Consider the following 18,704-nt stretch of genomic DNA (forward strand, 5'->3'; position numbering starts at 1 on the left):
CTCATGAAGTAAACCAATGTTCGCGCGCTTTCATGATGAGCGTTTTCGCGGTTTCTTCGTCAATTTGTGTCGCCTCAACTAGCTCATCAACAGCCAGTTCAGCTAAGTCGTCACGTGTGTGAACTTGATTGTCAGCAAGCTTGGCAACCAACTCAGTAGTCATTCCCTCGAGGGAACGTAAATCTTGTGAGACTTCGCCAACGCGCTCTTCTTTAGCCAATTCCATGGTCAAGAGGGAGTCACGCGCACGAGTACGCAATTCATTTACTGTGTCTTCATCGAAAGAATCGATTTCTAACATTTCAGAAAGAGGTACATATGCAACCTCTTCCAGTGTGTTGAAACCTTCTTCAATCAAGATGTCAGCAACTTCTTGGTCAACGTCCAATTTGTCCATGAACAATTGACGTACAGAAGCAGCTTCTTTTTCAGTTTTCTCAGCAGACTCTTCTGGAGTCATGATGTTGATCTGCCAACCAGTCAATTCGCTAGCTAAGCGAACGTTCTGTCCGCTGCGGCCAATCGCGATTGCCAAGTTCTCTTCATCAACCACCACATCCATGGCGTGACGCTCTTCGTCAACCACGATAGAAGATACTTGAGCTGGAGCCAGGGCACCAATTACAAACTGCGCTGGATCTTCAGACCACAATACGATGTCCACTGCTTCGCCAGCTACTTCGTTACGAACTGCGGTAACGCGTGTACCACGAACGCCAACGCAAGTACCGATTGGATCGATACGCTTGTCATAAGTAATCACGGCAATTTTTGCGCGGATACCAGGGTCACGAGCTGCGCCCTTAATCTCTAATAAACCTTGCTCCATCTCTGGAACTTCGTTCTCAAACAACTTGATCAAGAAATCAGGGCAAGTGCGTGAGAGTTCAATCTGTGGGCCACGGGCTTCACGATCTACCTTCAGGATGTAGGCACGAACGCGGTCACCAGAACGGAGGTTCTCTTTTGGAATCATTTGATCGCGGCGCAACAATGCTTCGACACGGCCAGATTCAATAATCAAACCATTCTTGTCAGCACGCTTCACGGTACCGGTCATGACTTTTTCACCACGCTCAAGGTAGTCGTTCAAAATCTGCTCGCGCTCAGCATCACGAATGCGCTGCAAGATCACTTGCTTAGCGGCTTGTGCACCGATACGGCCAAAGGCTAAAGATTCGATTTGCTCTTCGATGAATTCGCCAACTTCCATGTCAGGAAATTGCTCGAGCGCTTCAAAATGGAGGATTTCTTTATCCGGCTCTTGGAGACCCGCTTCATCAGGAACAACCAACCAGCGACGGAAGGTTTCGTATTCACCAGACTCGCGATCAATCGATACACGAATATCCACATCTTCTGTCGGATAACGTTTCTTAGTGGCTGATGCCAACGCCATTTCTAGCGCCTCAAACACAATCGCTTGATCTACGTTCTTTTCACGCGCTAAGGCGTCTGCCAACATGAGAACTTCTCGGCTCATGACTTTCTTCCTTTGAAATCAATAACAGGGACCAACCGAGTCTTATCGACCTCGGCTAAAGAAAACTCCAATTGAGATTCAGTGCCATCAGCACCTTCAAACAACAAACCAAATTTCGCATCGGGCGAGTCCAACTCACCACTCAGCAAACCTTGCAACACACCACGAAACTTCTTGCGATCACCAGCGGCAACACGCAACTTCAAATCCACTTCCATTCCGGAAAAGCGCTCGTAATCAGCCGCGGACTTCACAGGGCGATCCAGACCAGGAGAGGAAATCTCTAGACGCTCAAAGGGAATGTTTTCCACTGGCAATGTATAGCTCAGTTGGTGACTTACCTTTTCGCAATCCTGGACGTTAATCAGGCGCTCGTAATCCGGGTTTTCAATCGTGACACGCAGCAAACCTCCGGCTTCACGCTCGATATCGACTAGCGTGTACCCTAGGTTTTCTACTTCTGCAGAAATAATCCGCTGATCTTTCACGAACACCCTTCAATCCAAAACGGCAAAAAAAAATGGGCTTCAAAGCCCATATTCTCGAAATTCAGAACAGGCCGACTTACGTTGATCGCAACATCAGTCGGTAACAACTCAAAACAGCAGCGAACTGCTGTAAGACCAAAATTATAGCCGATTTAGAGGAAAACTCATCAAAATCAGAAGCTTTCGCCTGGATTTCTCGGTTTTCTAGGGCCTTTATTGAAGGGTTTGCGCCCTTTTGGTGCCGCCCGTTTAGGACCATTTCCGGGACTTTGAGGGCTTGCCGTCACAAAAGCAGACTGTCCGTGGTGGACTTTCTTACCCTTGTTGCGGTTTTGGCCTTGGCCACCCTGACCGCCACCCTGACCACCTGCGCCTGGACGACCGCCCTGGGTACGACCCCGGAAAGGACCGCGACCTTCGCCCGAACCACCGCCACCAGGTTTAGCACCCCTATTTTGATGGGTTAGAGCACCATGGCCACTGGCCTGGGTCAAAGCATCCCGTGAACCCCAGTAAGAAACTGAGGTTTGCATTGGATCAGGCTGGAAGTCCTCACTAGCTGGAGAATGGCGATCACGACCTTGTGCATTTGGATTGCGACCCTTATCTTGTGGCTGAGGCATTTTTAAGCCTGCAAACTTCATTAAGTTATAGATGCCGCCAGCCTCAATCTCTTCCCATTTGCCCCGTCTCAAACGTGGAGGCAATAAGAAAATGCCGTAACGCGTACGAATCAAGCGAGAGACGACATGTCCGACGGCTTCAAACATGCGGCGCACCTCACGGTTGCGACCTTCAGTCAAAGCAACGTGGTACCAACGGTTTGCACCTTCACCACCACCCATAGAAAGACGTAAGAATTTGGCTTGGCCGTCATCCAAGGTAATACCGCTCTTTAATTGAGCTGTATTTTCCTGACTCAGATCACCCAAAATACGGACAGCGTACTCACGCTCAACACCGTAACGAGGATGCATCAAGCGATTGGCCAACTCGCCAGAAGTGGTGAACAACAAAAGACCTTCAGTATTAAAGTCCAAACGCCCTACTGCAATCCAGCGTCCTTGACGCGGCTTTGGCAAGCGATCAAATACGGTTGGACGACCTTCAGGATCGGACTGACTCACGATCTCGCCAGAAGGCTTGTGATACATGATCACGCGTGGTGGCTTAGTCTGAATTTTGCGATGAACTGGCTTGCCGTTAATGCGTACCTGGTCGGTCGGTCCAATACGTTGACCGATATGGGCTGGCAATCCATTTACAGATACGCGCCCTTGAATAATCAGGTCTTCCATATCGCGACGCGAACCCATGCCGACATCAGCCAATACCTTGTGTAACTTCACAGTATCTTCGTCGTCAGCGTCGTCGTCTAAACCATCTAAGTCTGACCAAACCTCATCACGCAAGCTAAGCGGCAAATCATCGATGTTTGCAAATTGCAAACTACTCATCTCATCGTCGCTAGGCGTATCCGCATCTTCGTCATGACGCACACGTTGTGCACGACGCTCAGCACCAGTCTGATGAGAAATCTCATTTTCATTTAGGCCGTCAGGATTTTTAACCTCAAGGACTTCGGGCGCATCTAATGCTGCATCGAACTCACCAGAAACTACTGACGCAAATAAAGCTTCGCTCTCAGCTGGATTTGGTGCGAGCTTAGCGGAAGCATTGTTACCACCCTCGCGCTGACCACCAGACTCACCACCCTCGCGACGAGGCCGGTCTTTATTGAATGGGCGTTTCTTATTGAAGGGATGCTTGCTAGCGCCTGCACCCTGGCGGCGTGGGCGACGCTGGCCGCCTTCACGCCCTTCGCGCCCCTCGCCCCTATTTCCCTCTGCAGAATTAGGTGCAGACTCAGAGCCGGGGGAATTGTCCGATTTAGGTTTAATCGGAGATGAATCGTTTTCGTTGTGACTTGTCATTAATAATTATTTTTGTTCGTCTGATTTGTCTTCAGACTCTGGAGAAACTTCTTCTACTTCTTCACTTGTCTCTTCGCTGATGACATCATCAGCAATCTCAACAGCAACTTCTTCGCTGATGGATTCTTCGTTTGTTAATTCTTCACTTGTCGGCTGAATGATCGGCTGGCCGTTTTCATCCAATTCAATAACTGTTTCAACCGTCGCACTTGGATCAAACTCCATTACCGCTTGACCTAATTGTTCTGCGCCAGCCATCGGCGCAGCATCTTCCAACATCGGCAAGCTTTGTAAATTCGTGAGACTCAAATCATCTAAAAATTGTTTGGTAGTAGCGTATAAACCTGGGCGACCAATGGTCTCTTTATGACCGATAACCTCAACCCAACCGCGATCCTCTAACTGCTTCATCACATTGCTACTCACAGCAACACCACGAATCTCTTCGATTTCACCGCGAGTCACTGGTTGACGGTAGGCAATAATCGCCAAAGTTTCCATCACCGCACGAGAATACTTTGGCGGCTTTTCTGGAGTCAAACGATCGAGATACTCGCGCATCGCTAAACGGCTTTGGAAACGCCAGCCAGTTGCAATGTGCACTAACTCCATGCCTTTGTCTTCCCAGGCTTTTTGAAGCTCCAATAGAGCATCATCAATTTCGCCAGCGGCAATGTCTTCGGCAAATAAGCGCGTCAGATCAGCAACAGTGAGTGGTTCTTGCGCGCACAAGAGGGCTGTTTCAATTACGCGTTTATTGTGATAATCCATAAAATTCTGGCTATCAGGCTATGACCTGATGAGGCTATAAAAAATGTATTTCAGTAATGGGTTGGTGGTGTTCTGGTGGCGCTATTTAGCTACTATGGGCAAATCATCTCCGAAAATCTACTTGGGAGAGCTGCCCATGCTGAAACGAAGTCTTTTTCGCTCACCATTTGGCCATTATAAGGGAGGCTCAATACAATAGCCACATGCACGAAAATACAGCCCTAACCCTAGATTTACCCTTTGAGACTGACTCAAGACGCCGCTTTTTAGGCTTGGGTCTTGGTTTGGGAGCCCTAATTGGAGGCTCAACCCTAACTGGGTGCAGCCTCATGAGTAGTCGCAAGCCCATCGTTGGTTTAGCTTTAGGGGCGGGAGCGGCCAGAGGTTTTGCCCACGTAGGTGTCATCAAGGCATTAGAGGCCCAAGGCATTCGACCTGACATCGTGGTGGGCAGCAGTGCTGGCAGTGTTATTGCCGCATTACTTGCCTCAGGTGCTACTGGAAATGATTTGAACCGACTGGCCTTAAATCTCGATGAAGCCACTATTGCCGACTGGGGACTTCCTTTTGCAGGAAGATTTGGTGGCCTCATCAAAGGGGATGCCCTGCAAAACATGGTCAATCGTGAAGTGCAAAATAAATCGATCGAGCAAATGCGTATTCCCTTAGGAATTGTGGCAACTGAATTGCAATCCGGCAAAGGCGTTCTATTTCGCTCTGGCAATACTGGTTTGGCAGTGCGCGCTTCCTGTAGTGTTCCAGGAGTATTTCAGCCGGCCGTTATTAGTGGCAAAGAATATATTGATGGTGGGCTAGTAGCGCCAGTACCCGTCAGCTATGCAAGACAAATGGGCGCGACTCTCGTGATTGCCGTCAATATCTCTTCAGAGCCAGCCTATCAAGATGCGAGCGGCACATTTGGCGTTATGCAACAAACCATATCCATCATGCAACGAAGTATTAATCAGTACGAACTCAAAAGTGCCGATATTGTGATTACCCCCCATCTCAAGCAAATGAGTAGCGGTGACTTCAAATCTAGAAATGCAGCAATCCTCGCTGGCGAAGTGGCCACACAGGAGCAAATGGGATTAATTAAAGACAAGCTAAAAGGTTGAAGTACCTTAGCTTAGTCTCAAAGACTGCGGGATTTTCGCTTGAGTTTATTTACTTCATTTAACAACTCTTGACGCTCTGTATCGCCCAAGTTGTCGCTGCCATCTAATCGGCGAGCACCATCAAAACGTTTATCCCAGTAGAGACTACCAAGGTCATCAACGCGCACGCTAGTGCCTTTCGATGGGGAGTGAATAAATTTATTGTCGCCAACATAAATGCCGACATGAGAAAACGTTAAGCGCATGGTGTTGAAGAAGACTAAGTCACCAGGCTGCAATTCTTCGCGAGTAATAGGCTTACCAACACGACTCATTTGAGTGGATTTACGTGGCAATAAAAAACCTAATTTGTCTTTGAAGACATAGCCAACAAAACTGCTACCGTCTAAACCAGATTGGGGCAACTCCGCATCCCAGCGATAACGCACGCCAATCACTTCCATCGCGCGGTTAATCAATTCATCCGATTTACCAGTAACTGAATCTGCTAAGCGATCTGATACACGAGCAAAGTAAGACTTACCCGCCTGGAACATGCTTTCTTTGGGCGTCTCTTTGGCTAACTCAGCAGGAGCTTCTTTTGCAGCGTCAGGACCAGCGTCCACCGCCATGACTGGATTCATGGCAAGCATGAATGCAGTCAGCAAAGCCAATGGCACTTGCTTCGCGATGCGTGGCAGGAGGTCTTTTTGAAAGGACATCCTTCCATTCTAACAAAGAAGGCCTATTTCACCAAGCGCTAGCCCAAGGGCTAACTCATTGTTTTGAATGGAATATTTCGTATTTCGGTGCATGAATGCACCACTTTAGCGCTTTGCTGAACCTGCCGGAAGAAGGCTTTAGGTCAGCTCAGCAGCCGCAAAAAGCTCTTTTGTGTAGATCTGGCGAGGATGCTTAATCAGAGTCTCGGTATCACCAAACTCCACCACCCTGCCCTCTTTAAGCACCATGACTTCATGAGACATTGCCCGAATAACCGCCAAATCATGACTAATCATCAGGTAAGCCAAGTTATATTTTTTCTGCAGCTCAGTCAGCAAGGCAAGCACTTGTTTCTGAATCGATACATCCAAAGCTGAAGTAGGCTCATCTAAGACCAAGATCTGCGGCTTCAGAATCAAAGCACGCGCAATCGCAATGCGCTGCCTTTGGCCACCAGAAAATTCATGGGGATAACGTGTAAGAGCAGAACGATCAATTCCGACCTCTCGCAAAATATCTAAGACGCGGGACTCACGCTCCTCTGCAGATAAATTTGGAAAGTGCACATCTAAACCTTCCGAAACAATTTGCATCACATTCATGCGTGGAGAGAGTGAGCCAAACGGATCCTGAAAAATGACCTGCAAACTAGATCGCATAGCTCGGCGCTTTACCGGCTTTAACTTTTGCCAATCATTTCCGAGCACATCTACATCACCAGTAATTTCTGCAGCGGAGTCACCCAATAAGCCTAAGACCGCCATACCTAAAGTAGTCTTGCCAGAGCCAGACTCTCCGATGACACCAATGGTTTGCCCCTGCTTGAGCTCAAAACCAACCTTACGCAAGACCTGATGACGTGAAGATTTTTTAAACCAAGATGTAGCTTCAGTGCCCGGATAAGAAACAGATAAGTTCTCCGTCTTTAATAACACTGGTGCCAATGGCATCACGGGAGCTAGATCGCGCACAGGCTCGCTATTGACCAAAGCTTTTGTATAAGGATTATCTGGATGCTCGAACACTTGCTTGGTTGGTCCGACTTCCATCAGATTGCCTTGATTTAATACAGCAACACGATGCGCAAAATGCTTTACTAAATTGAGATCATGGGTAATTAACAGAATCGCCATGCCGCCATGATCCTTGGACTCTTCCTGCAACTCTTTAAGCAAATCCAAAATTTGCAAACGCAGGCTAACGTCTAAAGCAGTGGTTGGCTCGTCTGCAATTAATAATCTGGGTTTACACGCCAATGCCATTGCAATCATGGCGCGTTGACGTTGCCCACCCGATAATTGGTGAGGGTAAGAATAGAAGCGTTTCTCTGGCTCCGGTATGCCCGTCTTCTTGAGAAGATCAATTGCTGCAGACATGCAATCGGCCTTGGAGATTAAAGGCTGATATATCTGCACGGCCTCAACAATTTGATTGCCGATAGTAAACAAAGGATTAAGCGCAGTCATGGGCTCCTGAAAGACCATCGCAATCTCACGACCCCGAATCTCACGAATATCTTGTATGGGTAGATCCAATAAATTGACTGGTGGATTGCCGGCATGGGCATTCTTGCCACTCCACAGAATGCGACCAGATGTTTTTGCACCCTCAGGCTCAAGGCGTAATGGGGCTAAAGCAGTCAGCGTCTTGCCTGAGCCAGACTCCCCAACCAAAGCAACCCTCTCCCCTACCCCGATGTCAAGATCAAGATGACTAACGGCAAATTTCTCACGCCGACCTGAGCCAAAAGAGATTGAGAAATCTTCATATCGCAGCAAGGGCGTCAATATATTTGAGTTACTCGTTGAACTCATAAGCGCCCTCCAGTCATTGCGCCCGACTTACGAGAATCAAACGCATCGCGCAAGGCCTCGCCCATAAAAGTCAGTAGAAGCAAGGTGGCAACCAATACAACAAAGGTGGATAGTGAAATCCACCACGCATCTAAATTACTCTTACCTTGAGAGAGCAACTCCCCAAGGCTCGGCGTTCCCGGAGGCACACCCAAACCCAAGAAATCTAAACTCGTGAGCGACAAAATGGCCGCACTCATTCTGAAAGGAAGAAAGGTAATCACTGGAGTCAAGCTATTGGGCAAGATATGACGGCGCATGATTTGCAAATTCGTTAAGCCCAATGCTCTAGCAGCGCGAACGTACTCTAGGGCGCGATTGCGGAAAAACTCTGCACGCACATAGTCAGATAAACCCATCCATCCAAAAGCAGCTAACAAAATAATCAGGAGCCAAATGCTCGGGTTGAAGATGGAGGCAAAGATGATGAGTAGATATAACTCTGGCATCGCTGACCAAATCTCAATCAAACGCTGAGAAACCAGATCAAACTTGCCGCCAAAGAAACCCATTAAAGAGCCGGTGATGATGCCTACGCTGACCCCCACAATAGTGAGCGCCAAACCAAACAAAATCGACAGTCGAAATCCATAAATTAAGCGTGACAAGACATCGCGACCACGATCATCCGTGCCTAGCCAGTTATCAAATGATGGCGGCGCAGGATTGGGTGCTTTTGAAAAGTAATTCAAAGTCTCATAGCTATAGGGAATGGGTGGGTAAATCGCCCAATTACCATTACTCGTAATGTTGTGACGAATGTCGGGATCCAAAAAGTCTGTTGGTGTCGCAAAGTCACCGCCGAATACTGTTTCAGGTTGGGATTTCACAATGGGGAAATAAAACTTACCCTGATAGCGCACGATCAAGGGTTTGTCATTCGCAATGAGCTCGGCACACATAGACAGGCCAAACAGAATCATAAAAATCCAAAGGCTGGCATAGCCCATGCGGCTGTTTTTGAAGCGATGCCAACGACTCATGATCCACCCCCTGCACCAAACTGAATGCGTGGATCAATATAGACATAGCAAAGATCAGAAATCAATTTAGTAAACAAACCAATCAGCGTGAACAGATAGAGTGTTCCGAAAACTACTGGGTAGTCACGTCGCATCACGGACTCATAGGAAAGCAAACCTAATCCATCTAAAGAAAACAGAGTCTCAATCAGCAGTGAACCAGTAAAGAAGGCGCCGATGAATGCTGCTGGGAAGCCAGTTACCAAAGGCAAGAGCGCATTGCGGAATACATGCTTCCAAAGAACCTGTTTCTCCGTGAGGCCTTTGGCTCTCGCAGTCAATACATACTGTTTACGAATCTCTTCTAAGAAGGAATTTTTCGTCAACATCGTGATTACTGCAAAGCTACCTAAAACCGAAGCGGTGATTGGCAAAACTAAATGCCATAAATAATCCATCACCTTACCCATCATGCTCAACTCACTCCAGTCATCTGAAGTCAGTCCGCGCAGTGGAAAGATTTGTAAGAAACTACCGCCACCAAAGAGGACAAGGAGGAGCACTCCCAATACAAATCCTGGAATGGCGTAACCGACCAAGATGATGCTGCTAGTCACCGCATCAAAGCGAGAGCCATCGCGCACTGCTTTCGCAATACCTAGTGGAATCGAAACCAAATATGTGATGAAGAAGGTCCACAAACCAATGCTGATCGATACGGGCAGTTTAGAAACCACTAAGCCCCAGACACTTTCATGCTGGTAATAGCTTTGACCCAAATCGAATCTAGCAAAACGTCCCAACATCATGAAATAACGCTCTACTGGCGGCTTATCAAATCCGTAGAGCGCCTTAACCTCTTCCAAGCGTTGTGCATCGACACCTTGGCGCCCGCGATAGGTTGCTCCAGCACCCGATGACTCTGATCCACCTGTTGCTCCAGCACCCTTACCCTTTAATTCCAAGACCATCTGCTCTACTGGGCCACCGGGTACAAATTGCACCACCGCAAAGGTCAAGGTCAATACGCCCAATAAGGTAGGAATCATTAACAGTAGACGTTTAAAGATATAGGCGCGCATTTGACCTTGCATTATTTAGCCTCCTCTTTCCACCAGTTTTGAATAATCCAAGGTTCTGCTGAATAGTACAAGGGAGGCTCTGGATAGCGCATCTCTTTGCGATAGGCAACACGGTGCGTTGGGTTGTACCACTGTGGAATGACGTAATAACTATTCCAGAGTACGCGATCTAAAGCTCTCGTAGCGGCACGTAACTCCTCGCGATTTTGCGCTTTAGTAATTTCCTGAATCAAGGCATCCACTACTGGTGACTGAACGCCAATCACATTATCCGATCCTTTTTCTTTGGCAGCCTGACTACCAAAGCGATCCCATAATTCATTCCCAGGATTTTGTGAATCCGAGAAACGGACTGTTGTCATATCAAAATCAAATTCGTTCATCCGCTTTTGATGAAGGGCAAAGTCGCTAGTTCGAATATCTACCTGAACTCCCAACTTCTCTAGATTGCGCACGTATGCCGAAATTACCCTAAGAAAGAATCCGCCATCTTCCACTATCTCAAAACGAAATGGCTCACCCTTTTCATTACGCAATGCGCCATCGCGAAACTGCCAGCCAGCATGCATCAATAGTTCGCGGGCTTTCTTTAAATTCTGACGCAGGCTGTCAGGTGACTTAGTGGATGGAGCTGGAGGCATTGGGTCAAATACTGCATCAGGCACCCATTGTGGGTACTTTGCTTTTAATGGTCTTAGTAGTTTTAGTTCTGCTTCAGTGGGCTTACGCGGTCCATCAAAGTTCGCACTCAAATCGCTATTCTGAAAGTAGCTATTGATACGACTGTATTGATCATAAAAAATTTGACGATTGAGCCATTCAAAATCTAGGGCGTAACCCAAAGCTTCACGTACTCGAGCATCTTTAAAAATGGGGCGACGAAGGTTCATTGCAAAACCTTGCATCCCTGCCCCATTGTGATTGAGGAATGCCTTCCTCAATAGGGTGCCGTTATCAAACTTGGAGCCCACATAACCCTTAGCCCAAATCTTGGCGCGGTATTCAACGATAGCGTCGAACTCCCCCGCCTTGAAGGCCTCTAGACGAACAGCATCATCACTATAGAGTTTGTATAGCACGCGATCAAAGTTATAAAAACCAACACGGACATTTAAAGGCTTGCTTAATTGATCAGCCCAATATTGCGGGTTTCGCTTATAGACAATGGATTTACCAGCTTTAAAGGATTCAATGAGATATGGCCCACTGCCCAATGGCGCTTCAAAGGCAATCTTCTCAAAAGGAATGATTGTGCCGTCCGGCTTCTTTCCCCAGTGACGAGAAAAGATGGGAAGTGTTCCCGCCAAAATAGGTAGCTCTGTGTTGTTGTTTTTGAAATCAAAACGTACTGTTCGATCCGATAACACGACTGCTTCTTTGATATCTGCGAAGGTAGTTCTATAGCGTGGATGCGCTTTACCGCTCATCAAAACATCAAAGCTATGTTTCACATCAGCAGCTAACACTGGGCTACCATCAGAAAACTTTGCTTCAGGACGAATGCGAAACGTTACCGACTTATGATCTTGAGCGACAGCAATATCTTCAGCAAGCAAACCATAAATGCTTGATACCTCATCAGCACTTCCCTCAGCCAAAGATTCAAACATCAATTCAATTCCGGGCGCCGTTACACCCCGCAAAGTAAAAGGATTGAACTTATCAAAACTGGTTCTTTGCCCTGGGTTGGGTAAAATCAGGGTGCCTCCCCTAGGAGCTTGAGGATTCACATAATCAAAATGGGCAAATCCTTCAGCATATTTAGGCTTGCCATACTGGGAAATCCCTTGAGCTGCCTGCGCTATATTGGCCCCAAGCCCTACTAGCATGGCTAGTAGCAAGAAATGGGCTATTTGGCGAATGGGGTTTAGGGTGGGCATATATGCAACAATTGTAGATAGCTAATCATATTTGAAGTAAAGGAAACAACATGGGCTTTCTCGCTGGCAAAAAAATTCTGATTACCGGCCTTCTTTCTAATCGCTCCATTGCCTATGGCATAGCCAAGGCATGTCACCGCGAAGGGGCTGAACTGGCCTTTACCTACGTTGGTGAGCGCTTTAAAGACCGGATTGTCGATTTCGCTAAAGAATTCAATACCGACTTGATTTTCGACTGCGATGTTGGCAGCGATGAGCAGATTTCCGCCCTGTTTAAGGATTTAGCAAAAACTTGGCCTCAGTTTGACGGCTTTGTTCACGCAATTGGCTTTGCACCGCGCGAAGCGATTGCTGGCGACTTTTTAGAGGGTCTTTCTCGTGAAGGCTTCAAAATCGCTCACGACATCTCTGCTTATAGTTTCCCAGCGATGGCAAAAGAAGCCCTCCCAATGTTGCGCGACAAATCCTCTTTATTGACTCTGACTTACCTCGGTAGCCTGCGCAATGTTCCTAACTACAACACCATGGGTCTTGCAAAAGCCTCACTAGAAGCCTCGGTACGCTATATCGCTGGCTCAGTGGGACCTAAGGGCATTCGCGCGAACGGTATCTCTGCTGGTCCAATCAAAACTTTAGCTGCTGCTGGCATTAAAGGTTTCGGCAAGATTTTGGAAGCCGTTGAACAAACTGCCCCAATGCGTCGCAATGTAACTATTGATGATGTTGGCAATACCGCTGCATTCTTGCTATCTGATTTAGCAAACGGCATTACCGCTGAAATCATTTATGTAGATAACGGATTTAGCCAAGTTGTTGGTGGAATGGAAGAAGTTTGAGCGTTCCGCTGCGCGAGGCCCTGAAGTTTTGGGCCAAGCTAGGCTTTATTAGTTTTGGTGGGCCTGCAGGACAAATCGCAGTCCTACACCAAGAGCTAGTTGAGAAGCGTCGCTGGATTTCCGAGCGGCGCTTTTTACATGCGCTCAACTATTGCATGTTGCTACCAGGGCCTGAAGCTCAACAGTTGGTAACCTATATTGGCTGGCTCATGCATCGCACCTGGGGCGGCGTCTTAGCAGGCACCCTCTTTGTCCTGCCCTCTCTTTTTATTTTGATTGGCCTATCTTGGGTCTATCTCACCTTTGGCCAAGTGCCTTGGATTGCCGCAATCTTCTTTGGCATCAAACCCGCAGTCACTGCTATCGTCCTCCATGCTGCAGTCCGCATTGGTAAGCGCACGATTCATAATCAAGCACTACGTTGGATTGCGCTCGGATCCTTTCTAGCGATCTTTATCTTTAACCTGGCTTTCCCAATCATTGTTATCTTTGCAGCCTTAATTGGTATTTGGGGCGGCAAACGCTACCCAGAGTATTTCCAGCAAACCGCATCTCACAACAAAGCGAATGGAACGCACGGTGCCGCACTAATTGATGATCACACCCCAACCCCAGAGCATGCCAAGTTTTCCAAAAAGAAATTGGCATTGCAGAGCTCAAGCTTTTTAGCGCTCTGGTTGATTCCGTTTTTTGCCCTAACACTAGCGTTTGGCTGGAAAACACTGTATCCACAAATTGCCTGGTTCTTTACTAAAGCTGCTTTCCTCACCTTTGGTGGTGCATATGCAGTGCTACCTTATGTCTACCAGGGTGCAGTGGATCAATTTCATTGGCTCAGCGCCGGTCAAATGATGGATGGTTTAGCGCTTGGAGAAACTACTCCGGGACCACTCATCATGGTGGTGGCTTTTGTTGGTTATCTGGCTGGCCACATCCAACATCTGATTGGCAATAGCAATCCATTTTGGTTTGGCGTGCTTGGGGCCTGTGTTGCCACCTGGTTTACCTTTTTACCTTCTTTTTTCCTGGTGCTGGTCGGCGGCCCTTTGATTGAATCCACACATGGCAAATTGAGCTTTACTGCGCCCCTCACTGCAATCTCTGCCGCAGTGGTTGGAGTCATCGCCAACCTAGGTCTGTTCTTTGCGTATCACGTCTTTTTGCCACATGGTCTAGGCGGCTCAATTTCTTGGATTTCAATAGCGATCACTCTGCTTGCGGGTTTAGCGCTGTTTAAGTTTCAAAAAGGCGTGATTAGCGTATTAACTGGTTCGGCGCTGGCGGGCTTACTTAGTTATTTGCTGGCGAGTTTATTGACCTAGCTCCACCGCATTTGAGGTTGGAATTGGCATAATGGAACTTATGCGAATCGAACCTCAAACCATCACCCATCTCCAAGAATGGCTCGGCAAAACCGAGACTCTTCAAGACATCGTCACTGCGGCACCTGTCAGAGCTCTCTCGGCAACGCTCGATAGACCCGATCCTGCTCCGAATGACGGAACTTTTCTTCCGGAGTTGTGGCATTGGCTTTATTTCTTACCGTGCGCCCTTCAATCTGAAATCGGTCCTGATGGTCACCCTAAGCGTGGCGGATTTTTACCGCCCGTTCCGCTGCCACGTCGAATGTGGGCTGGCAGTCGAGTTCAATGGCTAGCGCCTCTTTCTGTAGGCGATGAAATCGAACGCGTCTCTAGAATTGAATCCGTTACGCACAAAGCAGGTCGCACTGGTGATCTCATCTTCGTATTAGTCAAACATGAAATCTCCAATCAAAATGGCTTAGCTTTAATTGAAGAGCATGACATCGTGTATCGCGATGCACCAGGCCCGGATGACAAACCAGTTGCGCCAACTCCAGCACCCACTGGAGCTACGTGGTCCAAAACAATTACCCCAGATGATGTTTTATTGTTTCGCTACTCAGCCCTGACATTCAATGGTCATCGCATTCATTACGATCGCAAATACGTTACTGAAGTAGAGGGTTACCCAGGCTTAATTGTTCACGGCCCTTTAATTGCAACCTTGTTGGTAGATCTTGTGCGTCAGAGTATTCCAGGTTGCCAACTGAAGAGTTTTGAGTTCCGAGCTATACGGCCTACTTTTGATATCAACGTGTTTAAGGTGAGCGCTAAGCCTGATCTAGAGAAAGATCCTTCCGGAAAAACAATTTCCATTTGGGCCGAAGACCACGAAGGTTGGCTCACCATGCAAGCCACTGCAGTTTTAGCTTAGGAAATTTTTACTCAATGACTACCCCGCATTTATCTAAAGCTTTAGCAACATTTGCTGCTGAATTAAAAATTGGCGACATTCCCGACGAGGTGATTGCGCGCACCGAAGATTTATTGGTTGATTGGTTTGGCTCAGCAATCGCTGGCAAAGGATCACGTCCAGTAGAAACGATTACGCAGTTTGCGCAAAACATGGGCGGCTTTAATGCTGCTAATCCTGGCTCTGCTGAAATTCTGATTAACCGAAACAACTCAAGCCCCTTCTTAGCCGCACTCGCTAATGCAGCAGCATCACATGTTGCCGAACAAGATGATGTTCACAATGGCTCCGTATTTCACCCAGCTACCGTGGTGTTTCCTGCGGCACTAGCGACAGCACAAACGATTGGCGCCTCAGGTGAAGATCTGTTGGTTGCTGCTGTTGCTGGCTATGAAGTCGGTATTCGGGTTGGTGAATTTTTAGGTCGCTCGCATTACAAGATATTTCACACTACAGGTACCGCAGGCACCCTGGCAGCAGCTGCAGCCGTAGGTCATTTACTCAAATTGAACCCTACCCAAATGTTGCATGCCTTTGGCTCTGCGGGAACGCAATCGGCCGGTCTTTGGGAATTTCTGCGGGATGCCGCTGACTCTAAGCAACTACATACTGCGCACGCTGCCTCTACTGGTTTGATGTCTGCTTACTTGGCACAATCTGGTTTTACTGGTGCAGAACATATCTTAGAAGGCAAGCAAGGTTTGGCTGCCGGCATGTCGAGCGATGCAGACCCTAGCAAGTTGACTGATCGACTGGGTAGTCGCTGGACTATTGCGGAGACTAGCTTTAAATATCACGCCTCATGTCGTCATACCCATCCTGCTGCAGACGCCCTGTTGCAAGTCATGCTCGCGCATCACCTCAAGCCTAGTGATATTGCTAAAGTAGAAACGCTGGTTCACCAAGGTGCAATTGATGTGCTGGGACCAGTCACCGATCCCGCAACGGTTCACCAATCCAAGTTTTCAATGGGTACTGTGCTCGCTCTGATTGCCCATTATCAATTTGCTGGCCTGCAAGAATTCGATCAGCACTTTCATGATCAGGAGATTTGCGCCTTCCGCGATCGCGTCACCATGACTCTGGATGCAGAAGTAGATGGTGCCTACCCTCAACGCTGGATTGGCAAAGTGAAAGTCTATTTAAATAATGGCGAAGTTTTAGAGGGCCGCGTTGATGAACCTAAAGGCGATCCTGGTAACACCCTCAGTCGCACTGAAATTACAGATAAGGCAATGCGTCTTGCTGCATTCAGTGGTGGCGCAACGCCAAGTGAGATGAGTGCCGCCATTGAACGCTTGTGGAATATTCGTAAGCAGTCCAAGATTGGCCTGTTGATCTCATAAATTCTGAGTTGTTTATTTTTTCGCTTCACATTCAATAAAGCCACAAATATGAACCCACTTGATACACCTATCGGCTTTAGCAGCACCTTCTTATTTGTTCCGGGGACGCGCCCAGAACGTTTTGTAAAAGCATTGGATAGTGGAGCTGATGGCGTCATCATCGATTTAGAGGATGCGGTAGCCGAAGAAGATAAAGAATCTGCCCGCGCAGCTATACGTGCTGCTTGGACTACTTTTACTGCGGAACAAAAAAAGCGCTTGATTATTCGCTCGAATTCTCCCGGCACTAAGTTTTACGCAGCTGACCTTATCTTGGTTCAAGAATTGGATGCTGCCTGCTTACTTATTCCGAAAAGTGAATCGCTCGATCAAATTAATGGTGCAGCACAAATTCTGCCAAATACAGCAATCATTCCGATGATTGAAACTGCTGTCGGCCTTAATCATCTCAATGAGATTGCAAACTCTGATCAGGTATTGCGCTTGGCATTAGGCAACATTGATCTACAGGCCGACTTAGGAATGGTGTGTGACGCACAAGAAACTGAACTGCAAACTGCGCGCTTTCAGATTGTGCTGGCCTCACGCTTAGCCCAGATTGCCCCTCCAATTGATGGGGTTACTCCTTCTACAGACAATATTGAGTGCATTACTGATGATGCAGAGCGCGCCAAAAGAATGGGGTTCGGAGGCAAGCTGTGTATTCATCCAAAACAGGTTGCTTTAGTTAAGGATTCCTTTATGCCTACGGCTGCGGAGGTCTCCTGGGCACAGCGCGTGATTGAAGCGGACAAGGCATCCAAAGGTGGCGCTGTGAAATTAGACGGCCGCATGATTGATCGACCAGTTGTCTTATTAGCCCAAAGGACGCTGGCGGTTGCTGGTAAACCCTAAAGCCGACAGTAAATAATGGTGGCAAAATTAGCTCGCATTACACATTAACGGAGACATATATGAAATTACAAAAAACCCTATTCGCTGGCATTGCTGCAGTAGTCAGCGCCGGCACTTTATTGGGTAGCAATATTGCTTCCGCCCAAAAGGATTGGCCTACTAAATCTATTCAGTTGGTTGTGCCATTTGCAGCTGGTGGTCCAACTGACACAATCGCGCGTTTGATCGCCGTACCTATGGGTCAGGCTTTAGGTCAAACTGTTGTGGTTGAGAACGTTCCTGGCGCTGGTGGCACGATTGCCTCTACCAAGGTAGCTCGCGCGGCTCCAGATGGCTACACAATGTACATTCACCATATGGGTATGGCTACAGCAAACGCGCTGTACGACAAACTCCCGTATGACCCAATGACTAGCTTTGATTACATTGGCCAAGTAGCTGATGTACCAATGGTACTGCTGGGCAAAAAAGATTTGCCTGCTAATAACTTTAAAGAACTTGAAGCCTATATCAAGGCTAATGGTTCAAAAGTAACGATGGCTAACGCTGGTCCAGGCGCAGTGTCACAGTTATGCGGCTTATTATTTCAAAGTCGTATGGGCGTGAAATTGACGAACATCCCTTACAAAGGTACCGGTCCTGCTTTGACCGACCTCTTGGGTGGTCAAGTTGACCTCTTATGCGACCAAACTACACAAACTATTCCTTACATCAAGGATGGTCGTGTAAAAGCATTCGGCACAACAACTATGAAGCGTTTGCCAGCAATTCCTAACGTACCAACTTTGAACGAACAAGGCCTCAAAGGCTTTGAAGTGAAAGTTTGGCATGGTGTGTATGTTCCAAAAGGTGTTCCACAGCCAATCCAGGACAAAATCAATGCCGCCTTGAAGAAAGCATTGAATACGCCTGATGTGAAGAAGCGCTTGGAAGATGCCAACATTGATATCGTGCCAGCAGATAAGATTTCTGCAAAAGGCCTCAAGGATCACCTTGAGAAAGAAATCAACGTCTGGGGTCCAGTCATTCGCAAAGCGAATATTCCAGATTAATTTCGGTATAGCAGCAAACAAAAAAG

16 protein-coding genes are annotated in these 18,704 nt (G+C 47.6%); 7 read left to right on the top strand and 9 right to left on the bottom strand.

Annotated features, from left to right (window positions below; genetic code table 11):
• Window position 1 precedes the first annotated feature (1 nt).
• The 4 genes from nusA to scpB all read right to left on the bottom strand — a co-directional run bounded on the left by nusA (window position 2) and on the right by scpB (window position 4,676).
• Complete coding sequence (nusA, locus tag ICN14_RS09460) at window positions 2-1,483, bottom strand: transcription termination factor NusA (protein WP_216226223.1); 1,482 nt, start codon at window positions 1,481-1,483, stop codon at window positions 2-4.
• Entirely contained in the window at window positions 1,480-1,971 is a 492-nt protein-coding gene (gene rimP, locus ICN14_RS09465) for a ribosome maturation factor RimP (protein WP_216226224.1), read from the bottom strand. The genes nusA and rimP overlap by 4 nt, the downstream gene beginning before the upstream one ends.
• 173 nt (window positions 1,972-2,144) lie before the next feature.
• Window positions 2,145-3,905: a pseudouridine synthase gene (locus ICN14_RS09470; protein WP_216226225.1), complete on the bottom strand. Its 1,761-nt coding sequence runs from the start codon at window positions 3,903-3,905 to the stop codon at window positions 2,145-2,147.
• Between the two features lie 6 nt (window positions 3,906-3,911).
• Window positions 3,912-4,676: an SMC-Scp complex subunit ScpB gene (gene scpB, locus ICN14_RS09475; protein ID WP_216226226.1), complete on the bottom strand. Its 765-nt coding sequence runs from the start codon at window positions 4,674-4,676 to the stop codon at window positions 3,912-3,914.
• Window positions 4,677-4,879: 203 nt separating this feature from the next.
• Here scpB and ICN14_RS09480 point away from each other — a divergent pair, with 203 nt between their 5' ends.
• Window positions 4,880-5,794, top strand: coding sequence for a patatin-like phospholipase family protein (locus tag ICN14_RS09480; RefSeq protein ID WP_216226227.1), 915 nt, complete (start codon window positions 4,880-4,882; stop codon window positions 5,792-5,794).
• Window positions 5,795-5,811: 17 nt separating this feature from the next.
• Here the strand turns inward: ICN14_RS09480 and ICN14_RS09485 are convergent, their stop codons facing one another.
• The 5 genes from ICN14_RS09485 to ICN14_RS09505 form a co-directional block, all read right to left on the bottom strand.
• Entirely contained in the window at window positions 5,812-6,405 is a 594-nt protein-coding gene (locus tag ICN14_RS09485; RefSeq protein WP_370624843.1) for a C40 family peptidase, read from the bottom strand.
• 228 nt (window positions 6,406-6,633) lie between these two features.
• The gene (locus ICN14_RS09490) at window positions 6,634-8,310 is read right to left on the bottom strand and encodes an ABC transporter ATP-binding protein (RefSeq protein WP_216226228.1); all 1,677 of its coding nucleotides are present in this window, start codon (window positions 8,308-8,310) and stop codon (window positions 6,634-6,636) included.
• On the bottom strand, window positions 8,307-9,332 hold the full coding sequence (locus ICN14_RS09495; protein ID WP_216226229.1) for an ABC transporter permease: 1,026 nt from the start codon (window positions 9,330-9,332) through the stop codon (window positions 8,307-8,309). The genes ICN14_RS09490 and ICN14_RS09495 overlap by 4 nt, the downstream gene beginning before the upstream one ends.
• The gene (locus ICN14_RS09500; RefSeq protein ID WP_216179590.1) at window positions 9,329-10,393 is read right to left on the bottom strand and encodes a microcin C ABC transporter permease YejB; all 1,065 of its coding nucleotides are present in this window, start codon (window positions 10,391-10,393) and stop codon (window positions 9,329-9,331) included. Before ICN14_RS09500 ends, ICN14_RS09495 begins: the two co-directional genes overlap by 4 nt.
• 11 nt (window positions 10,394-10,404) lie before the next feature.
• Window positions 10,405-12,273, bottom strand: a complete 1,869-nt coding sequence (locus ICN14_RS09505) for an extracellular solute-binding protein (RefSeq protein WP_216226230.1) — start codon at window positions 12,271-12,273, stop codon at window positions 10,405-10,407.
• A 50-nt stretch (window positions 12,274-12,323) separates the two neighbouring features.
• Here ICN14_RS09505 and fabI point away from each other — a divergent pair, with 50 nt between their 5' ends.
• Genes fabI through ICN14_RS09535 form a run of 6 tightly spaced genes read left to right on the top strand, consistent with a single transcriptional unit; the run spans window position 12,324 to window position 18,678 of the window.
• Entirely contained in the window at window positions 12,324-13,109 is a 786-nt protein-coding gene (gene fabI / locus ICN14_RS09510) for an enoyl-ACP reductase FabI (RefSeq protein WP_215334701.1), read from the top strand.
• Window positions 13,106-14,431 carry a chromate efflux transporter gene (chrA, locus tag ICN14_RS09515; protein ID WP_216226231.1) on the top strand — a complete coding sequence of 442 codons (1,326 nt, stop codon included), beginning with the start codon at window positions 13,106-13,108 and terminating at the stop codon, window positions 14,429-14,431. Before fabI ends, chrA begins: the two co-directional genes overlap by 4 nt.
• A 31-nt stretch (window positions 14,432-14,462) precedes the next feature.
• Complete coding sequence (locus tag ICN14_RS09520) at window positions 14,463-15,347, top strand: MaoC family dehydratase N-terminal domain-containing protein (RefSeq protein ID WP_216226232.1); 885 nt, start codon at window positions 14,463-14,465, stop codon at window positions 15,345-15,347.
• 14 nt (window positions 15,348-15,361) lie between these two features.
• Window positions 15,362-16,732, top strand: a complete 1,371-nt coding sequence (locus tag ICN14_RS09525; protein WP_216226233.1) for an MmgE/PrpD family protein — start codon at window positions 15,362-15,364, stop codon at window positions 16,730-16,732.
• A 48-nt stretch (window positions 16,733-16,780) separates the two neighbouring features.
• Entirely contained in the window at window positions 16,781-17,626 is an 846-nt protein-coding gene (locus ICN14_RS09530; RefSeq protein WP_216226234.1) for a CoA ester lyase, read from the top strand.
• A 59-nt stretch (window positions 17,627-17,685) separates the two neighbouring features.
• Window positions 17,686-18,678 carry a tripartite tricarboxylate transporter substrate binding protein gene (locus ICN14_RS09535; RefSeq protein ID WP_216226235.1) on the top strand — a complete coding sequence of 331 codons (993 nt, stop codon included), beginning with the start codon at window positions 17,686-17,688 and terminating at the stop codon, window positions 18,676-18,678.
• Window positions 18,679-18,704: the final 26 nt, after the last annotated feature.

It is taken from the genome of Polynucleobacter sp. MG-27-Goln-C1 (assembly GCF_018881905.1).
Taxonomy (GTDB): Bacteria; Pseudomonadota; Gammaproteobacteria; order Burkholderiales; family Burkholderiaceae; genus Polynucleobacter.

Excerpts from the sequence above, each read along its gene's own strand:
- nusA (WP_216226223.1), bottom strand. The coding sequence starts at position 1,483 with ATGAGCCGAGAAGTTCTCATGTTGGCAGACGCCTTAGCGCGTGAAAAG.
- ICN14_RS09470 (WP_216226225.1), bottom strand. The coding sequence starts at position 3,905 with ATGACAAGTCACAACGAAAACGATTCATCTCCGATTAAACCTAAATCG.
- scpB (WP_216226226.1), bottom strand. The coding sequence starts at position 4,676 with ATGGATTATCACAATAAACGCGTAATTGAAACAGCCCTCTTGTGCGCG.
- ICN14_RS09480 (WP_216226227.1), top strand. The coding sequence starts at position 4,880 with ATGCACGAAAATACAGCCCTAACCCTAGATTTACCCTTTGAGACTGAC.
- ICN14_RS09485 (WP_370624843.1), bottom strand. The coding sequence starts at position 6,405 with ATGGCGGTGGACGCTGGTCCTGACGCTGCAAAAGAAGCTCCTGCTGAG.
- ICN14_RS09490 (WP_216226228.1), bottom strand. The coding sequence starts at position 8,310 with ATGAGTTCAACGAGTAACTCAAATATATTGACGCCCTTGCTGCGATAT.
- ICN14_RS09495 (WP_216226229.1), bottom strand. The coding sequence starts at position 9,332 with ATGAGTCGTTGGCATCGCTTCAAAAACAGCCGCATGGGCTATGCCAGC.
- ICN14_RS09500 (WP_216179590.1), bottom strand. The coding sequence starts at position 10,393 with ATGCGCGCCTATATCTTTAAACGTCTACTGTTAATGATTCCTACCTTA.
- ICN14_RS09505 (WP_216226230.1), bottom strand. The coding sequence starts at position 12,273 with ATGCCCACCCTAAACCCCATTCGCCAAATAGCCCATTTCTTGCTACTA.
- fabI (WP_215334701.1), top strand. The coding sequence starts at position 12,324 with ATGGGCTTTCTCGCTGGCAAAAAAATTCTGATTACCGGCCTTCTTTCT.
- ICN14_RS09520 (WP_216226232.1), top strand. The coding sequence starts at position 14,463 with ATGGAACTTATGCGAATCGAACCTCAAACCATCACCCATCTCCAAGAA.
- ICN14_RS09525 (WP_216226233.1), top strand. The coding sequence starts at position 15,362 with ATGACTACCCCGCATTTATCTAAAGCTTTAGCAACATTTGCTGCTGAA.
- ICN14_RS09530 (WP_216226234.1), top strand. The coding sequence starts at position 16,781 with ATGAACCCACTTGATACACCTATCGGCTTTAGCAGCACCTTCTTATTT.
- ICN14_RS09535 (WP_216226235.1), top strand. The coding sequence starts at position 17,686 with ATGAAATTACAAAAAACCCTATTCGCTGGCATTGCTGCAGTAGTCAGC.